Here is a 17,509-nt window from a genome sequence, read left to right as displayed (position 1 = left end):
GCGGGTCGAGGTCGAGCCGGTACCGTTTCAACCCGTTCGCGAGAATGCTGCGCCGCAGCGACCGGGACGCGACCAGTTCCGCCTCCCGCGGTTCGATCCCGTCGACGTCGAGCACGTCCCGCCACCGGGCAGCGAGCCGCCGGACCAGATCGGCGGGATATTCCCCCGCGAAGCCCACCAGAGCCTGTTCGGCCGCGACCACATTCTCCTGGTCGGCGCGGGGCGAGACCTCGGTCAGGGCCGTCACGATCAGGCTCGCGGAATCCACCGGGATGATCGCGGCCCGCACCGCAGCCGCGAGGAGCGGGAACACTGGCGGCAACCGTTCGCCGAGGAGACCGACCCCGTCGGTGGCGTCGCCGACCCGGCAGAACCGGTGACTTTCGGCCAGGGTGATCCGCCCCACCTCCGCCAACAGGGCGGCGGCGCTCGTGGCACCGAACCGGGACGCGAGCCCCTCCGGCCCGAGACTCGATCTCGACCGGTGCACCACCTCCCCGGCCAGGCCCACCAGTCGGGCATCCGCCGCACGCCGCAACTCGAAACCCCGCCCCAACACGGCAAGCAACGACGCGTCATCCAGCAACGACGGGTCATCAAGCAACGACGCGTCCTCGGGCAGCGAGGCGTCGTCGGGCAACCCGTCGACAGTGTCCTCGAGCCGGTCCGCAGTACCGTTTTCCATGACCCAAGCCTGCCAGCCACCACCGACATTCCCGCCGACAATATCAACCCTGACCAGCACTTCCTGTGGACGACGCAGGCAAAAGACAGCCTGTGGAGGAGTGGAGACACACCAACCAGGAGGAGGACGCAGCCACGACGAGGCGCGCCACGAGGAGGCGCGCCACCGGAAAGGGGTAACGGGTACCAGGAGCCGGCCCCACGCGAACCGCGCCGCCGGAGCCGAAGCGCAAAGCAGAAGCCGCCGCCGGGCTGCGGACAAGGGGCTCAACCGGATCGCCTCACCGGCCGGGCAACCTGACAAGAAACTGGGAAACTGACCGATCGGACAGTGCCTGACCGATCGGTCAGATAGGTTCGCAGGATGTCCACCTCGTCCGAAGACCTGCGCGCCATCGCGCTCGGCGAATTCGCCACCGCCGGCTACTCGGCAACCTCGCTGCATCGAATCGCCGACATCGCCGGGCTGTCCAAATCGAGCGTGCTCTACCACTTCTCCTCGAAGGAGGCCCTGCTCGAGGCCGCCGTCGCCCCCGCGATCGACCGGATGGAGCAGATCCTCGAGGGGCTCGAGTCGAACAGCCTCGCCGCGGAGGGCCGCGCCGCCTTCCTCGTCGAATTCGTCGACTTCATCCTGCAGTACCGCCGCGAGGTGCACATCTTCATCAACCAGGGCCCATCGCTCGTCGCCGTGCCGGTGATCGATCGCGCCAACGACCTCGTGCGCCGCCTCGCCGCCTTCTTCGCGGCCAACACCGCGTCGCTCGAGGAGAAGATGCGCTTCGGTATCGCCCTCGGCGGCGCCGCCTACATGCTCTGCACCGAGGACTCCCTCGCCCTGCAGTCGGCACCCCTCGACGAGACCAGGGCCGCTCTCGTCGCCATCCTCACCGGGCTCCTGTCGCCGGTGGAAGCCCCGCAGAAAACCGAGGACTGATCGTGGCCACTCTCCTGTACCGGCTCGGCCGGTTCTCCTACCGCCGTGCCTGGATCGTGATCGGCGTCTGGATCGCGCTCTTCGTGGGCGTGCTCGGCGGCAGCGTGGCGCTCGGCGGCCACACCCAGGAGTCCTTCGCAATCCCCGGCACCGAGTCCCAGAACGCTCTCGACCGACTGGATGCGGTGTTCCCCTCGGTGGCGGGCGCGAGCGCGCAGGCGGTCGTCATGGCCCCCACCGGGCAGTCGGTCGACAGCCCGGCCTACACCGCGGCGATCGACAAGATGGATGCCGCGATCGAGAAGATCCCGGGCATCGATTCCGTGCTCAGCCCCTTCTCGAAATACGCGGGCAGCGCCGTCACCGCCGACAAGAACATGGCGCGTTCCCAGATCCAGTTCACCGGCGCGTCAAGCGACGTGAAGCCCGCCACCCTCACGGCGCTCAAGGCCACGGCGTCGATCGCCGAGGATGCCGGGCTCACCGTCGCCTTCGGCGGCCAGGTGTTCCAGGACAACACCTTCGGAATCACCCTCACCGAGGTCTTCGGCCTTCTCTTCGCCGCCGTCGTGCTGCTGATCACCTTCGGGTCGCTCATCGCGGCCGGCATGCCCCTGCTCTCCGCCATCCTTGGCGTGGGGATCGTCATCGGCGGCATCGGCGCGATCTCCGCGTTCACGACGGTATCGAGCTCGGCCCCGCTTCTCGCCCTCATGATCGGGCTCGCGGTGGGCATCGACTACTCGCTCTTCATCCTCTCGAGGCACCGCAATCAGCTCGCCAACGGCGAGGACCCGGAGGAGTCCGCCGCGATCGCGGTCGGCACCGCGGGAAGCGCCGTGGTGTTCGCCGGCGTCACCGTCATCATCGCCCTTCTGGGCCTGCTTGTCGTCGGCATCCCGTTCCTCAGCGTGATGGGGGTCGGCGCGGCCTTCGCCGTGCTCGTCGCCATCGGCGTGGCGACGACCCTCGTGCCCGCACTGCTGGGGCTGATCAAGGGGCGGCTCACCCCGAAGCCCGGATCGCGGGCCTACCGTCGCGCCACCATGCACGAGGAGGGCAGCAAGCCCACGATGGGGCTGCGCTGGGTGACGGGTGTGATGAAGCGTCCGGTTCTCGCGACTCTCGCGGTCGTGGCGATCCTCGGCACCCTCGCCATCCCGGCGCTGAGCCTCAACCTCAGCCTCCCCGACGGCGGCTCGGAGCCCAGGGGGTCCACCCAGCGGCAGGCCTACGAGCTCATCAAGGAGGGCTTCGGCCCCGGCTACAACGGACCGCTCATCGTCGCGGTCGACATCACCCAGACCACGGCGATCCAGGATGACCTGGCCGCCATCGGCAAGGAACTCGGCACTCTCAAGGACGTCAGCTACGTGAGCATGGGGATTCCGGATGCGGGACTGGACACCGCGATCATCCAGGTGATCCCGTCCAGCGCACCGGACGCGACCCAGACGAAGGCTCTCGTCCAGTCGATCCGGGATCTCGCCCCGTCGATCGAGAAGAAGTACTCGACCCCGATCTTCGTCACCGGGGCGACCGCGGTGGGCATCGACATCTCGAACCGGCTCTCCGCCGCCCTCATCCCGTTCGGACTCATCGTGGTCGGCCTCTCGATCGTGCTGCTCATGATGGTGTTCCGCTCGGTGCTCGTCCCGATCAAGGCGGCGCTCGGCTTTCTGCTCTCGGTCATCGCCTCGTTCGGCGTCGTCGTGGCGATCTTCCAGTGGGGGTGGCTCGGCGACCTCCTCAACGTGGAGAACCCGGGCCCCATCCTGAGCTTCATGCCGATCCTGCTCATGGCGGTGCTCTTCGGCCTCGCCATGGACTACGAGGTCTTCCTCGTCTCCGGAATGCGCGAGGAGTTCGTACGCACCGGCAACGCCCGCGAATCCGTCAGGCGGGGCTTCGCCAACGGGGCGCGCGTGGTGACGGCGGCGGCCCTCATCATGTTCTTCGTCTTCTTCGCATTCGTGCCGGAGGGCTCGGGCACGATCAAGCCGATCGCCCTCGGTCTCGCCGCCGGCATCGCCTTCGACGCCTTCCTCGTGCGCATGACCCTCGTGCCGGCCATCATGACGCTGCTCGGACGGGCGGCCTGGTGGATGCCCCGGTGGCTGCAGCGGCTCCTTCCGGACATGGACATCGAGGGTGAGCACCTGCGGGAGCACCGCGAGGCCGTCGTCTGGACCCTCGACCAGCGCGGCTCCTCGATCAGCGCCGAGGATCTCGTCGCCGGGTCCGCCGAGCGACGGGTCGGTCCGCTCGGCATCGCTGTCGCACCCGGGTCTCTCGTTCTCGCCAGCGGCGACGCGACCGACCGACGGCTGCTCGGCGCGACCATCGCCGGCCGCCTCGACCCTGTCGACGGCCGGCTGCAGGTGGCCGGGCATCCGCTGCCCTCCGAGGCGGGGAGTGTCTCGCGCCTCGTCGCGATGGCGGATGTCGGCGGGCTCGAACGCGCAGAGACCTCGGTGACCTTCGGCGAGCTTCTCGACGAACGTCTGCGACTGACCCAGCCCTGGTACCGCTTCGCGCGGCGGCGGCACCGCGTCGCCCGATGGATCGCCCGGATCAACACGGTGCTCGCCGAGGTTGACCCCGACGGGATGCCCGTGAGCGCCTCGTCGACGCTTCAGCAACTGCCCCAGCGGGAGCGGGCCGTCGCTCTCGCCAGTGTCGCGCTCGCCGAGGGCACGCCGGTGGTGATCCTCGATCAACTCGACAGCTTCTCGACACCGAGGGACGAGGCCGACTTCCTGCGCGCCCTCTGCCTGCTCGCCCCGGCCAGCACCACGCTCGTCCTCGGCACGCCCGCCGCGGTGCGGGCGCCCACCAGCATCGCCATCGACGGTCGACCCCTCGTCACCGTCGACCTCGCCTCGCTCGACGCCAGAGGAGTACTCCAGTGAGCCAGTCAGTCACGACCGTCGGTCGCAGGAGGTGGCTGCGCTCCGCGGCGGTCGCCGCCGTCGTGGTCGTTCCGCTCGCCTTCGCCGGACTCTTCGTCGGCGCCCTCTCCAACGCCGACAAGGCGGTCGACCGCATCCCGGCGGCCATCGTCAACAGCGACAAGCTCGTCTACACGACGGCCGCGGACGGCACGAAGTCGCCGGTCTTCGCCGGACGACAACTCGTGACGGAGCTCACGGGCGGCAGCAAGGGCTTCGACTGGACCATCACCAACGCGGCGGACGCCAGGAAGGCGCTCGCCGAGGGGAAGGTCGACGCCATCCTCACCGTGCCCAAGGACTTCTCCACCTCGATCCTCTCGCTCAGCTCGTCGAGCCCGAAACAGGCCGACCTCGCCATCCACACGGATGACGCGCACAGCTACCTCACCGGTGCGGTCGCCCAGGCGGTCGGCGACGGCATGGTCAACACCTTCGGCAAGACCATCACCGAGCAGTACATCTCGGGGATCTACAAGAGCGTCGGCACTCTGGGTGGCTCGCTGAGTACGGCGGCGACCGGGGCAGGCACCCTGTCGAGCGCGGCGACCAGCCTGAGTGGCGGGCTCTCTTCGCTGTCCGGTGGGGCGGCATCCGCCCAGTCCGGCGCGGTATCCCTGTCGAGCGGCATCGCGAAGTACACCGCGGGCGTCGACTCGCTCAGCGCCGGACTCGGCAGGCTGAACGCGGGAGCGGCGAGCCTCGGCCAGCTCGGCCAGGGCATCTCGAACTACACGGGCGGCGTCTCGCAGCTCTCGGCCGGACTCGTCGCTGCGAATGCGGATCTGCAGAACGGCGTGCCCGGTGCCGAGGCCGCGATCAACGCGATCAGCGGCCAGCTCGCGCAGGCGGCGGCCGGCGGATCGGCGCTCAGCCAGCAGGCCACCGGCGCCCTCGGCGGAATCCAGTCCGGCATCGGGCAGAGCGCGGGGGGAGCCGCGAAATTGGCGGCCGGGTCGTTCGGCCTCCGCTCGGGCGCAGGTTCGCTCGCGGGCGGAATCGGCAGCCTCTCCAGCGGAGCGGCGTCGGCCTCGTCCGGGGCGAGCCAGCTCGCCTCCGGCGTCGGCCAGCTCGCGACCGGCCTCAAGTCGGGCGCCGACCAGCTGCCGGCGAGCGATAGCCGACAGGCGGCCGCCTCGGCGAAGATCGCGTCCGATCCGGTGTCGCTCACGGTGACCAGGGACAACAAGATCGCCGACATCGGGCAGGTGATCGCCACCTTCTTCGTGCCGCTCGGCCTCTGGGTAGGCGCGCTCGCGGTGTTCCTGGTGCTGCGGCCGGTGACCAGGCGGGCGCTCACCTCCAGCGCGGCGAACGGGCGCCTGCTGCTCTCGACCCTCGCGCGGGCGAGCGCCATCACGATCGCGCAGGCGCTGCTGCTCGTGGGACTGCTGCACCTGAGTCTCGGGGTGGCCTGGTCCTCGCTGCCGGCAACCCTCGGCTTCGCCGTGCTGATGTCGCTCGCGTTCACGGCCTTCCACTACCTGCTCAGCCTGTGGCTCGGCCGCGCGGGGCTCGTCGTCTCGCTCCTCGCGCTCGCCATCCAGGTGACGTCGACCGGCGGGCTGTATCCGGTGGAGCTGCTCGCCACGCCGTTCCAGTGGGTGAGCCCGTTGCTGCCGCTCACCTACGGGGTGCAGGGGATGCAGGGGATCATCGCCGGGGGAGCCATCGGACCGATTGTCGCGGCTGCTCTGACCCTCGCGGCGTTCGGGGTGGGCAGCGTACTCGTGTCCCTCGTCGCCATCCGTCGGTCGCGGCGGGCGCTCGCCCTCGGGCTGGCGCCGGCGCCCGTGTGACCGGGCCTCAGGCCGCGTCGATGCTCGCCTGACCGGGCCTCAGGCCGCGTCGTAGGCCTGGCGGAGTTCGCGGCGGGAGTTGCCGTCTCGCGGCGGGAGTTGCGTTAGGGCGGGAGGGGCATCCGGTCCTCATCCTTGCGGCCTGGCGCGGGGGTCCCGTCTCGCGGCGGGAGTAATCGCGCCCGACGGCGGGGATACTCCTTCGCGGCGGGAGGCGCGTCCCCCGCCGCGAGGGAGTATCCCCGCCGCGAGGGGATACGCGAGGGAGTATCTCCCGCCGGCGAGGGGATACGCGACGGGTTATCTCCCGCCGCGAGAGGTCAGGTCCGGGAGTAGCGCGGTCCGGGAGCAACTCCCGCCGCGAGGGGCTACACGCGTGTGGGGTCAGCGGCCGTTGGGGCGGAGGGCCGTGATCGCGCGACGACCGGCCCGCCTGAGCAGCCCCGGGTAGCCGACGGTGGACCCCCGGCCCCGGTGGACGGTGCTCTCCGCGCCGAGCTTCGCCTTCGCGAAGTCCAGGGTCTCCCGCAGCATGTTGAGGCGTTCCTGTTCGGTGCGGGCCTTTCGGGTGTTCACCTCGGCGACGACCTGACCGGTCCAGTTCTGGGCCGCCAGGTGTTCGAGTACCTCCGCGACCGGCTCGGTGCCGTACCCGGGCAGGAGGTGCTCGTCGAAGATCTGGCCCTCGTCCTGCGAACCGGAGCCGTCGCACAGGTGCACGTGCCGAAGCCGCGACCCCATCTCGAGGGCGAGCTCGAGCGAGTCGCGCCCGGCGAGCGAGGCGTGCGAGAAGTCGAGGGTCATCGAATCGCAGTCCATGAGGGTGGGGTCGTAGCCGGGGGAATACGCCTTGAGGCTCCTGCCCCGCACGCTCCAGGGGAACATGTTCTCCACGGCGACCTCCACGCCGTAGGTGCCGGCCGTCTGGCGCACGATGCGCAGGAAGTCCTGCGCGTATGTCGCCTGCCAGCGGAACGGCGGATGCACCACCACCGAGGTCGCGCCGACCGCGCGGGCGAGCTCCGCCGACTTCTCCAGCTTCACCTGCGGGTCTCGTCCCCAGACGAAGTGGGTGAGCAACAACACCGGGGCGTGGATGGACATGATCGGCAGCTCGCACTTCGCCGACAGCGCGAGCAGGGCATCCGCATCCTGCGTTCCCTCGTCGTTGGTGACCATGATTTCGACGCCGTCGTAGCCCGCGAGCCTGGCGAGCCGGAAGGTGTGCTCTGTGGCCAGCGGGTAGGCGCACGACGTGCTCATGCCAACGCGAATCATCGTGCCGATTCTATTGTTCGCCGGCTGAACGCCGGATGTCTAAAGCCAGTCCCTGCGCTTAAAGCTGAGATACAGGGCGAGGGAGGTCACGGCGATGAGGCCGATCGACATCCAGACGCCCCACCCGGTGCCGAATCCCACGAACTGGAGATTCTGGCCGAAGAATCCGGTGATCGCGGTCGGCACGGCGATGATAGCGGCCCAACTCGTGACCTTCTTCATGATGAGGTTCATGCGGTTGCTCTGGATGCTGAGGTTCGTCTCCAGGATCGTCGTCACGAGATCCCGCAGCGACTCCGTCCACTCGGTGGCCCTCAGCACGTGGTCGTAGACGTCCTGGAAGTACGGCCCCATCGCCACGTCGACGGCGTCGAGGTCGCGCCGGAGGAGGGTGTTGACGACCTCCCGCATCGGCAGCACCACCCGGCGCAGCAGCACGAGGGACTTGCGGAACTCGAACGATCTCTTCTGCACCTCCTTGTCGCGCGGCCGCTCGTCGAAGAGTGCGTCCTCGAGCAACTCCACCGCTCCATCAAGCTGCTGCACGGTCTCGAAGTGGCCGTCGACGATCTCGTCGAGGAGGCCCCAGAGCAGGAAGCCGACGCCGTGCTTGGACAGGTCGCCGTCGTTGTCCCAGCGGGCGACCACGCGCGACATGTCGAAGTCCGGATCGTGCACGGTGACGAGAGCGTGCGGGGTGATGAACGCCTTGATCTCGTGGGTGGTGAGTTCGCCGGTGTCGTTGTCGAGGCTCACCGCGTACGCGGCAAGGAACAGGTGCGTGTCGTAGCGGTCGAGCTTGGGGCGCTGGTAGGAGTGCACGGCATCCTCGACCGCGAGGCGGTGGAGCCCCAGCTCCTCCTCGATGATGGCGAGATCCCGCTCGGTGGGGGAGACGAAGTCGGCCCAGACCACACAGCCCTTCGTGGTGATGTAGTCGGAGATGTCCTCGACAGGAAACCCGTCTTCTTTCATCGCCCCATCGCGGTAGAGCCGGGTAGTCACCATGCGAGCAATGCTAGTTTGCGCGCGGCTGATAAGTTTGTTGTGGCTTACCGAAGAGGTGCGCGGCATCACGACGACGAGAGTAAGCGGACACATGACCGAGACAGCGAGCGCGATCCCGACCGGCGAATACGACTTCGTGGTCGTCTCGAACCGCCTGCCCGTCGACCGCGTGATCGAGGCGGACGGCACCGCGAGCTGGGCGCGTTCGCCCGGCGGACTCGTGACGGCCCTCGAGCCGGTGATGCGCCAGCACGAGGGAGCCTGGATCGGCTGGGGCGGCCAGCCGGACCTCGAGTTCGAGCCGTTCGACAGCGACGGAATCCGCGTGGTGCCGGTGCCGCTGACCGCCCACGACCTCGAGAACTACTACGAGGGATTCTCCAACGACACGCTCTGGCCGCTCTACCACGACGTGATCAACCCGCCGACCTACCACCGCGACTGGTGGGAGAGCTACATCGACGTGAACCAGCGATTCGCGGACGCGACCGCCGCGGCATCCGCCATCGGGGCCGTCGTCTGGGTTCAGGACTACCAGTTGCAGCTCGTGCCGAAGATGCTGCGCGAGCTTCGTCCCGACCTCACCATCGGCTTCTTCAATCACATTCCGTTTCCGCCATATGGCATCTACTCGCAACTGCCCTGGCGGACGCAGATCGTGGAGGGACTGCTCGGCGCCGACGTCATCGGCTTCCAGCGGGTGGCCGACGCGAGCAACTTCCAGCGGGCCGTGCGCCGGCTCAAGGGATACGTGACCAAGGGCACGCAGATCGAGGTTCCCCTCGTCGACGATTCGCCTGGGGTGCGCGTCTTCGGCCCGATCAAGCGGCAGGGGTCGTTCCGCACGGTCGTGGCGAAGTCGTTCCCCATCTCGATCGACGCCGCGAGCTTCGAGGCGCTCGCCCGCACGCCGGAGGTGCAGGATCGCGCGCGCCAGATTCGCGCCGACCTCGGAAACCCCAAGACCGTGATGCTCGGCGTGGACAGGCTCGACTACACCAAGGGCATCGGCCACCGGCTCAAGGCATACGGCGAACTGCTCGCCGAGGGCCGGCTCAATGCCGAGGATGTGACGCTCGTGCAGGTGGCCAACCCGAGCCGCGAGCGCGTGCAGGCCTACATGGCGCTGCGCGACGAAATCGAGTTGACGGTCGGTCGCATCAACGGCGACTACGGCACGATCGCGCATGTGCCGATCAGCTACCACCACCACGGGTACCCGCGGGAGGAGATGGTGGCGCTCTACCTCGCCGCCGACGTGATGCTCGTGACCGCCCTTCGCGACGGCATGAACCTCGTCGCCAAGGAGTACGTGGCCTGCCGCTTCGACGAGGACGGTGTGCTCATCCTGAGCGAGTTCGCCGGCGCATCCGATGAGCTGAAGCGCGCCCTGCTCATCAACCCGCACGACATCGACGGACTCAAGGAGACGATCCTGCAGGCGATCGCGATGCCGAAACGCGACAGGTCGGCACGGATGCGTTCCCTGCGTCGTCGGGTGCTCGAAAACGACGTCTCGCGCTGGTCGACGGAGTTCCTGCGGGTGCTCGAGAGCCGGGCGCACCACGGATCAGAGGGACACGCACTCAACTAATGGTCGACGTCGACACACCACCGAACTTCTCCCGATTGCCAGAACCCTTCGTGGGGGCGCTGCGTGAACTCGCGCGCACCCGGCGCCTGCTCGTGGCCCTCGACTTCGACGGCACGCTCGCTCCGGAGGTGGACGACCCGGAGGCCGCCCGCGCGCTCCCCGAGGCCCGGGCGGCGGTGCTCCGGCTCAATGCGATGCCGAACACCCGGGTGGCGCTCGTGTCCGGGCGCGCCCTGGCCAGCCTCATCCAGGTCTCCGGCCTGCCGGACTCCGTGCTGCTCGTCGGGTCGCACGGAATCGAGCTGCGTCTGGACTCGCCGGACGACCAGATCGGCCTCAACACGGCCGAGGTCAAGCGGGTCGGCGTGCTCGGCGACGTGCTCGGCGAGGTGGCGGACTCGATCGATCAGGTCTGGCTCGAGCCGAAGCCGGCGGGCTTCGCGCTGCACACCCGTCTCGCGACGGAGCACGACAGCCGGATCGCGCACCTCGTCGCGCTCAGCGAGACCGCGGCGGAGCTCGACGACCTGACGGTGCGCGAGGGCAAGAACGTTCTCGAATTCTCGGTGCGCTCCACCACCAAGGGCGAGGCTCTCGAGCACCTGCGTGAGTACACGAAGGCGACCGCCGTCTTCTACGCGGGCGACGACGTCACGGACGAGGACGCCTTCGCGGCACTCGGCGCCGACGACGTGGGGCTCAAGAGCGGCGACGGACCCACCCTCGCCAACTTCCGGGTGCCTGGGCCCATCGACGTCGCGCGCGCGATCAACCTCCTCGCCGACCTTCGGGAAGGCGACGTGCACGAGCAGTAGGCGTCGCATCCGTCCGCTCCCGTCCCGCTCCCTCATCCCCACCGAAAACGCAGGAGATCCCGCGTCCCTGGGCGCCAGGGGACGCAAAATGGCTCCGCCGGTGACGAATCTCCTGCGTTTTCGGTGGGCGAGAGTGGGGGAGAGCGGCGGAAAGCACCGGCGGCGGAGTTCTAGACTCGTTGCATGCCCGAAACAGTTGACTGGAAGCCGCGTTCGCGCGTCGTAACCGACGGAATCGAAGCCATGACCTCGCGCGGGATGCTGCGCGCGGTGGGGATGGGCGACGACGACTGGGACAAGCCCCAGATCGGCATCGCGAGCTCGTGGAACGAGATCACGCCCTGCAACCTCTCCCTCGACCGCCTCGCGCAGGCCTCGAAGGAGGGAGTGCACTCCGGCGGCGGCTACCCGCTGCAGTTCGGCACCATCTCCGTCTCCGACGGCATCTCGATGGGCCACGAGGGCATGCACTTCTCGCTGGTGAGCCGCGAGGTTATCGCCGACTCGGTCGAGGTCGTCATGCAGGCCGAGCGCCTCGACGGCTCGGTGCTGCTCGCCGGCTGCGACAAGTCGCTGCCCGGCATGCTCATGGCTGCAGCGCGGCTCGACCTCGCCTCGGTCTTCCTCTACGCGGGCTCGATCGCCCCGGGCTGGGTGAAGCTCAGCGACGGCACCGAGAAGGACATCACCATCATCGACTCGTTCGAGGCCGTGGGTGCCGTGCGCGCCGGCCGCATGAGCGAGGAGGACGCCAAGCGCATCGAGTGCGCCTTCGCCCCCGGCGAGGGTGCCTGCGGCGGCATGTACACCGCGAACACCATGGCCAGCGTGGCCGAGGCGCTCGGGATGGCCCTGCCGGGATCAACGAGTCCGGCCGCGGCGGACCGCCGCCGCGACTACTTCGCGCACAAGAGCGGCGAGGCCGTCGTCAACCTGCTCCGACTCGGGATCACCACCCGCGACATCCTCACCAAGGACGCCTTCGAGAACGCGATCGCCGTGGCGATGGCCCTCGGCGGGTCCACCAACGTCGTGCTGCACCTGCTCGCGATCGCGCACGAGGCGGAGGTGGACCTCACCCTGGCCGACTTCAACCGCATCGGCGACACCGTGCCGCACGTGGGGGACCTCAAGCCGTTCGGCCGGTTCGTGATGAACGACGTGGACCGCCAGGGCGGCATCCCGGTGCTCATGAAGGCCCTGCTCGACGCCGGTCTCATCCACGGCGACGCCCTCACCGTGACGGGCCGCACCGTGGCCGAGAACCTCGCAGATCTCGACCCCGAGCCGCTCGACGGCACGGTGCTGCGCACGCTCGACAACCCCATCCACCCCACCGGCGGGCTCACCATCCTGCACGGCTCACTTGCGCCGGAGGGTGCCGTCGTGAAGACGGCCGGATTCGACGCGAAGGTGTTCGAGGGTCCGGCGCGCGTGTTCGAGCGCGAACGAGAGGCGATGGACGCCCTCACCGCCGGGGGCATCGCCGCCGGCGACATCGTGGTGATCCGCTACGAGGGTCCGAAGGGCGGTCCAGGCATGCGCGAGATGCTGGCGATCACCGCGGCCATCAAGGGCGCCGGGCTCGGCAAGGATGTACTACTCTTGACTGACGGACGATTCTCAGGCGGCACAACCGGACTGTGTATCGGCCACATAGCACCCGAAGCGGTGGACGCTGGTCCCATCGCCTTCGTGCGCGATGGTGATCTAATACGGGTCGATATCGCAGCTCGCTCGCTCGACCTACTCGTCGAACCGACAGAGCTCGCAGCTCGCCGCTCTGGCTGGGCTCCGCTTCCCCCGCGCTATACCCGTGGCGTTCTCGCAAAGTACTCGAAGCTCGTGCACTCCGCTGCGGAGGGCGCGGTCACCGGGTAGCTTCGTGCCCTCACTATTCGTGCCTGAAACCTCAAGGAAGTCCTGATGTCCACGGAATCGATCCCGGTGCCCACCGCGGCCAAGGCCCCCGGCCCGGCCGAGCGGCACGCCGCCCCGGAAGTGCTCAACGGTTCGGCGGCCATTCTCCGCTCGCTCGAGAACCTCGGCGTCACGGACGTCTTCGGCCTCCCGGGCGGCGCGATCATGCCGTTCTACGACGAACTGATGTCGTCCACGGCGATCCGCCACATCCTGGTGCGGCACGAGCAGGGCGCCGGCCACGCCGCGGAGGGCTACGCCTCGGCGACCGGAAGGATCGGCGTCGCCATCGCGACCTCCGGGCCCGGCGCCACCAACCTCGTGACCGCGATCGCCGACGCCTACATGGACTCGGTGCCGCTGCTGGCGATCACCGGCCAGGTGTTCTCCACCCTCATGGGAACCGACGCCTTCCAGGAGGTCGACATCGTGGGAATCACGATGCCCATCACCAAGCACTCCTTTCTCATCACCCGCCCGGAGGACGTGCCGGCGACGATCGCCGCGGCCATCCACATCGCCACGACCGGGCGCCCGGGGCCGGTGCTCGTGGACGTGACGAAGGATGCCCAGCAGGGCTTCGCGCCGTTCGTCTGGCCGCCCAAGGTCGACCTGCCGGGCTACCGGCCGGTGACGAAGGCGCACGGCAAGCAGATCCAGGCGGCCGCGCAGCTGCTCGCCGAGGCGAAGCGCCCCGTGTTCTACGTGGGCGGCGGAGTGGTGCGGGCGAAGGCGAGCGCCGAGCTGCTCAAGCTCGCCGAGCTCGTGGGTGCCCCCGTCGTCACGACCCTCATGGCCCGCGGCGCGTTCCCGGACTCCAACCCCCTCAACCTCGGCATGCCCGGGATGCACGGAACGGTTCCCGCGGTTCTCGCGATCCAGGAATCCGACCTGCTCATCTCCCTGGGGGCGCGCTTCGACGACCGGGTCACCGGCAAGCCGAGCGAGTTCGCGCCCAACGCCAAGGTCGTCCATGTCGATATCGACCCCGCCGAGATCTCCAAGATCCGGGTGGCCGATGTTCCCATCGTCGGCGATGCCAAGGACGTCATCGCCGACCTCACGGTCGCCTTCGCGCAGGCCACGAAGAACACCCCGTCCGACCTCACCGACTGGTGGGTTCGGCTGGACAAGCTGAGGGAGCAGTTTCCGCTCGGCTACGACGAGCCGGACGACGGGCTGCTCTCCCCGCAGTACGTGATCGAACGCATCGGCCAGATCACCGGCCCCGAGGCGATCTATGCCAGCGGCGTCGGCCAGCACCAGATGTGGGCCGCCCAGTTCATCAAGTACGAACGTCCCAACTCGTGGCTCAACTCCGGCGGGGCGGGCACGATGGGTTACGGCGTGCCTGCCGCCATGGGGGCGAAGGTCGCGGAACCGGAGCGCACGGTCTGGGCGATCGACGGCGACGGCTGCTTCCAGATGACCAACCAGGAGCTCGCCACCTGCACGATCAACAACATCCCGATCAAGGTCGCGATCATCAACAACTCCTCGCTCGGCATGGTCCGCCAGTGGCAGACCCTGTTTTACGAGGGGAGGCACTCGTTCACCGACCTCAACACGGGCCACGACACGGTGATGATCCCGGACTTCGTGAAGATGGCGGACGCGTATGGCGCCCTCGGCATCCGGGTCACCAGGAAAGAAGACGTGGACGCCGCGATCAAGCTCGCGAACGAGACCAACGACCGACCGGTGGTGATCGACTTCATCGTCAGTCGGGATTCGATGGTCTGGCCGATGGTGCCTCAGGGCGTCGGCAACTCGTCGGTGCAGTACGCGCGCGATCACGCGCCGGAGTGGGACGAGGAGTAGAGCCATGACCCATGTCCTGTCCCTTCTGGTGGAAGACAAGCCCGGTCTGCTGACGCGAGTCGCCGGCCTGTTCGCGCGCCGCGGATTCAACATCGAGAGCCTCGCGGTCGGCAAGAGCGAGATCCCGGGCCTCTCCCGCATCACGGTCGTCGTCGACGTGGAGGAGCTGCCGCTCGAGCAGGTGACGAAGCAGCTCAACAAGCTCATCAACGTGATCAAGATCGTGGAGCTCGATCCGCTGCAGACCGTGGAGCGCGAGCACATGCTGATCAAGGTGCGGGTGGACAACAGCACCAGGAGCCAGATTCTCGAGGCGGCCACGCTGTTCCGTGCCCGCATCGTGGATGTCGCCACCGACGCCCTCGTGATCGAGGTCACCGGCGACACGGCCAAGGTGCAGGCCCTGCTGCGGGTGCTCGAACCCTACGGGATCAAGGAGATCGCCCAGTCCGGACTGCTGGCGATCGGCCGGGGCAGCAAGAGCATCACCGAACGAGTCTTCAAAAACTAGCTTTCACACCACAACAATCAAGGAGAACCATAACGTGACCGAAATCTTCTACGACAAAGATGCCGACCTCTCGCTCATCCAGGGCAAGAAGGTCGCCGTCATCGGCTACGGATCGCAGGGCCACGCCCACGCGCTGAACCTGAGAGACTCCGGGGTCGAGGTCGTCGTCGGTCTCAAGCCGGACTCCAAGTCCATCGCCAAGGCGCAGGAGGCCGGTTTCACCGTTCTGCCGTCGGCGGAGGCCGCCGAGTGGGCGGACGTGATCGTGATCCTCGCCCCCGACCAGTACCAGCGCCACCTGTACGCGGCGGACATCCAGCCCCACCTCGCCGAGGGCAAGGCGATCCTCTTCGGGCACGGCTTCAACATCCGCTACGGCTACATCAAGGCGCCGGAGGGCGTCGACGTGATCATGGTCGCCCCGAAGGGACCCGGCCACACCGTGCGCCGCGAGTACGAGGCCGGCCGCGGAGTGCCGGTGATCGTCGCCGTGGAGCAGGATGCCTCAGGTCACGCCTGGGACCTCGCCTGGTCATACGCGAAGGCGATCGGCGGCCTGCGTGCCGGCGGCATCAAGACCACCTTCACCGAGGAGACCGAGACCGACCTGTTCGGTGAGCAGGCCGTTCTCTGCGGCGGCGTCTCGCAGCTCGTGCAGTACGGCTTCGAGACCCTCACCGAGGCGGGCTACCAGCCGCAGATCGCGTACTTCGAGGTGCTGCACGAGCTCAAGCTCATCGTGGACCTCATGTGGGAGGGTGGCATCGCCAAGCAGCGTTGGTCGGTCTCCGACACGGCAGAGTACGGCGACTACATCTCCGGCCCGCGCGTGATCGACCCGCATGTGAAGGAGAACATGAAGGCCGTTCTCTCCGACATCCAGGACGGCACCTTCGCCGCCCGCTTCATCGCGGACCAGGACGCCGGAGCCCCGGAGTTCCTGGCCCTGCGCGCGAAGGGCGCTGCGCACCCCATCGAGGCGACGGGCAAGGAGCTGCGCGCTCTCTTCGCCTGGAAGCAGATCGACGAGGACTACGTGGACGGCGAAGCCGCCCGCTAGCACCACTGGAGATGGCCCCGGCTCTCGAGTCGGGGCCATTTCGGCGTTTCCGGGCCGGCGTGCCGCAGCCGCTTCGGGCGATTGGGGCGCCTCGCGGCGGGGGACATCGCCCGTGCGCCGGCTCGCGGCGGGGATACTGCGTCGCGGCGGGGGTTAGGACTCCCTCCGCGAGCCGGTATCCCCGCCGCGAGGGCGCACGACTCCCTCCGCGAGCCGGGGCGGCGCTGCCGGAGCGCACCCGCGGCCGGAGCGAGGGCGCAGGACTCCGTCCGCGAGCCGGCTGCTCCCTCCGCGACCGCGACCGCGACCGAGGAGCGAGCCCGAGACCCGGCGCCGCGATGCACAACTCCGGCAATTTGCGCCGGGCGCCGTCGGGCTCCCCGGATTTTCGGGGAGGCCGGGACGGTGTGGGGAAATCAGCAGGAGTTATGCGCAAGGGTGGACGAATGAACTCACGGGATGCGCCGCGCACCCGCCGGGTGTTCGCCACGGCGGCGATGGCGCTGGTGGTGCTCTACGTGCTGGTCGACATCGTGCTGCAGCTGCTGCCACCGCACTACTCCGTCGTGACCGACGCCGAGAGCGACCTCGCCGTCGGCCCGTTCGGCTGGGCGATGCAGGTCAACTTCGTCGCGCGCGCCGTAATGAGCGGATGCGTCGTGGTCGTGGTCACCCTCGGCACACCGGATACCTGGCTTAGGCGAACTGGCTCGGCGCTCCTCGCCGTCGCTGGACTCTGCTCGGCCGCGCTCGCGCTGCTCCCGACCGACGTGAACGCGGCCGGCGAGTACGGGATGACCCCGCACACCGCGGTCGGTTTCGCACACGTCGTGTTTGCGACATCCGGTTTTCTCGCCGTGATCGCGGCGATGGCGGTGCTCACGCGAGGGGCTGGACGCCAGCGTGCCGTGCTCGCGCTCTTCCTGGTGGCGCTGGCCGGTCTCGTACTCCTGGCGCTGAGCCTGACGCTCGCGCCGCAGGCGGTCGGACTCGCCGAGCGGCTGTGCCTCGGGGGGATCCTCGGGTGGGCATTCGCGCTGTGCGGGACGCTTCGGAATCCAGCCGAGCCCATCTAATTGGACAGACCCCCGGACGGGCTAGCGGACGGTATCCTGGCCGGAATTATTGGGC

13 protein-coding genes are annotated in these 17,509 nt (G+C 68.6%); 10 read left to right on the top strand and 3 right to left on the bottom strand.

Annotated features, from left to right (window positions below; genetic code table 11):
- Positions 1–685 (bottom strand): DUF222 domain-containing protein (locus FVP33_RS19545; RefSeq protein ID WP_187270710.1); only part of this gene is annotated, 685 nt, incomplete at its 3' end.
- Positions 686–1,048: 363 nt separating this feature from the next.
- On the opposite strand from FVP33_RS19545, the gene FVP33_RS13255 reads away from it, so the two are divergent.
- From FVP33_RS13255 to FVP33_RS13245, 3 genes are read left to right on the top strand one after another with little or no spacing between them, the layout of a single operon-like run.
- The gene (locus FVP33_RS13255; protein ID WP_147784126.1) at positions 1,049–1,621 is read left to right on the top strand and encodes a TetR/AcrR family transcriptional regulator; all 573 of its coding nucleotides are present in this window, start codon (positions 1,049–1,051) and stop codon (positions 1,619–1,621) included.
- Between the two features lie 2 nt (positions 1,622–1,623).
- Positions 1,624–4,533: an MMPL family transporter gene (locus tag FVP33_RS13250; RefSeq protein WP_147784125.1), complete on the top strand. Its 2,910-nt coding sequence runs from the start codon at positions 1,624–1,626 to the stop codon at positions 4,531–4,533.
- Positions 4,530–6,371 carry a YhgE/Pip family protein gene (locus FVP33_RS13245; protein ID WP_147784124.1) on the top strand — a complete coding sequence of 614 codons (1,842 nt, stop codon included), beginning with the start codon at positions 4,530–4,532 and terminating at the stop codon, positions 6,369–6,371. Before FVP33_RS13250 ends, FVP33_RS13245 begins: the two co-directional genes overlap by 4 nt.
- A gap of 384 nt (positions 6,372–6,755) precedes the next feature.
- Here the strand turns inward: FVP33_RS13245 and FVP33_RS13240 are convergent, their stop codons facing one another.
- Positions 6,756–7,649: a sugar phosphate isomerase/epimerase family protein gene (locus FVP33_RS13240; RefSeq protein ID WP_147784123.1), complete on the bottom strand. Its 894-nt coding sequence runs from the start codon at positions 7,647–7,649 to the stop codon at positions 6,756–6,758.
- Positions 7,650–7,688: 39 nt separating this feature from the next.
- On the bottom strand, positions 7,689–8,657 hold the full coding sequence (locus FVP33_RS13235; RefSeq protein ID WP_147784122.1) for a magnesium transporter CorA family protein: 969 nt from the start codon (positions 8,655–8,657) through the stop codon (positions 7,689–7,691).
- 91 nt (positions 8,658–8,748) lie between these two features.
- Between FVP33_RS13235 and FVP33_RS13230 the strand changes: the two genes are divergently transcribed.
- From FVP33_RS13230 to FVP33_RS13200, 7 genes are all read left to right on the top strand, one after another.
- Positions 8,749–10,251 carry an alpha,alpha-trehalose-phosphate synthase (UDP-forming) gene (locus tag FVP33_RS13230; protein ID WP_147784121.1) on the top strand — a complete coding sequence of 501 codons (1,503 nt, stop codon included), beginning with the start codon at positions 8,749–8,751 and terminating at the stop codon, positions 10,249–10,251.
- Positions 10,252–10,286: 35 nt separating this feature from the next.
- Entirely contained in the window at positions 10,287–11,066 is a 780-nt protein-coding gene (gene otsB, locus FVP33_RS13225; protein ID WP_246142327.1) for a trehalose-phosphatase, read from the top strand.
- A 183-nt stretch (positions 11,067–11,249) separates the two neighbouring features.
- Positions 11,250–12,947 (top strand): dihydroxy-acid dehydratase, encoded by a 1,698-nt coding sequence (gene ilvD / locus FVP33_RS13220; RefSeq protein WP_147784119.1) that lies wholly within the window; start codon positions 11,250–11,252, stop codon positions 12,945–12,947.
- A gap of 45 nt (positions 12,948–12,992) precedes the next feature.
- Positions 12,993–14,807, top strand: a complete 1,815-nt coding sequence (locus FVP33_RS13215) for an acetolactate synthase large subunit (protein ID WP_147784118.1) — start codon at positions 12,993–12,995, stop codon at positions 14,805–14,807.
- 4 nt (positions 14,808–14,811) lie between these two features.
- Entirely contained in the window at positions 14,812–15,318 is a 507-nt protein-coding gene (ilvN, locus tag FVP33_RS13210; RefSeq protein ID WP_147784117.1) for an acetolactate synthase small subunit, read from the top strand.
- A 34-nt stretch (positions 15,319–15,352) separates the two neighbouring features.
- Positions 15,353–16,378, top strand: coding sequence for a ketol-acid reductoisomerase (gene ilvC / locus FVP33_RS13205; protein ID WP_147784116.1), 1,026 nt, complete (start codon positions 15,353–15,355; stop codon positions 16,376–16,378).
- A gap of 446 nt (positions 16,379–16,824) precedes the next feature.
- Positions 16,825–17,454, top strand: coding sequence for a DUF998 domain-containing protein (locus FVP33_RS13200; protein WP_187270709.1), 630 nt, complete (start codon positions 16,825–16,827; stop codon positions 17,452–17,454).
- The last annotated feature ends 55 nt before the right edge of the window (positions 17,455–17,509 follow it).

It is taken from the genome of Lacisediminihabitans profunda (genome assembly GCF_008040105.1).
In the GTDB taxonomy this organism is placed as follows: Bacteria; Actinomycetota; Actinomycetes; order Actinomycetales; family Microbacteriaceae; genus Lacisediminihabitans; species Lacisediminihabitans profunda.
The sequence above is the reverse complement of the archived record's forward strand: the minus strand, read 5'-3'. Positions and strand labels throughout refer to the sequence as shown.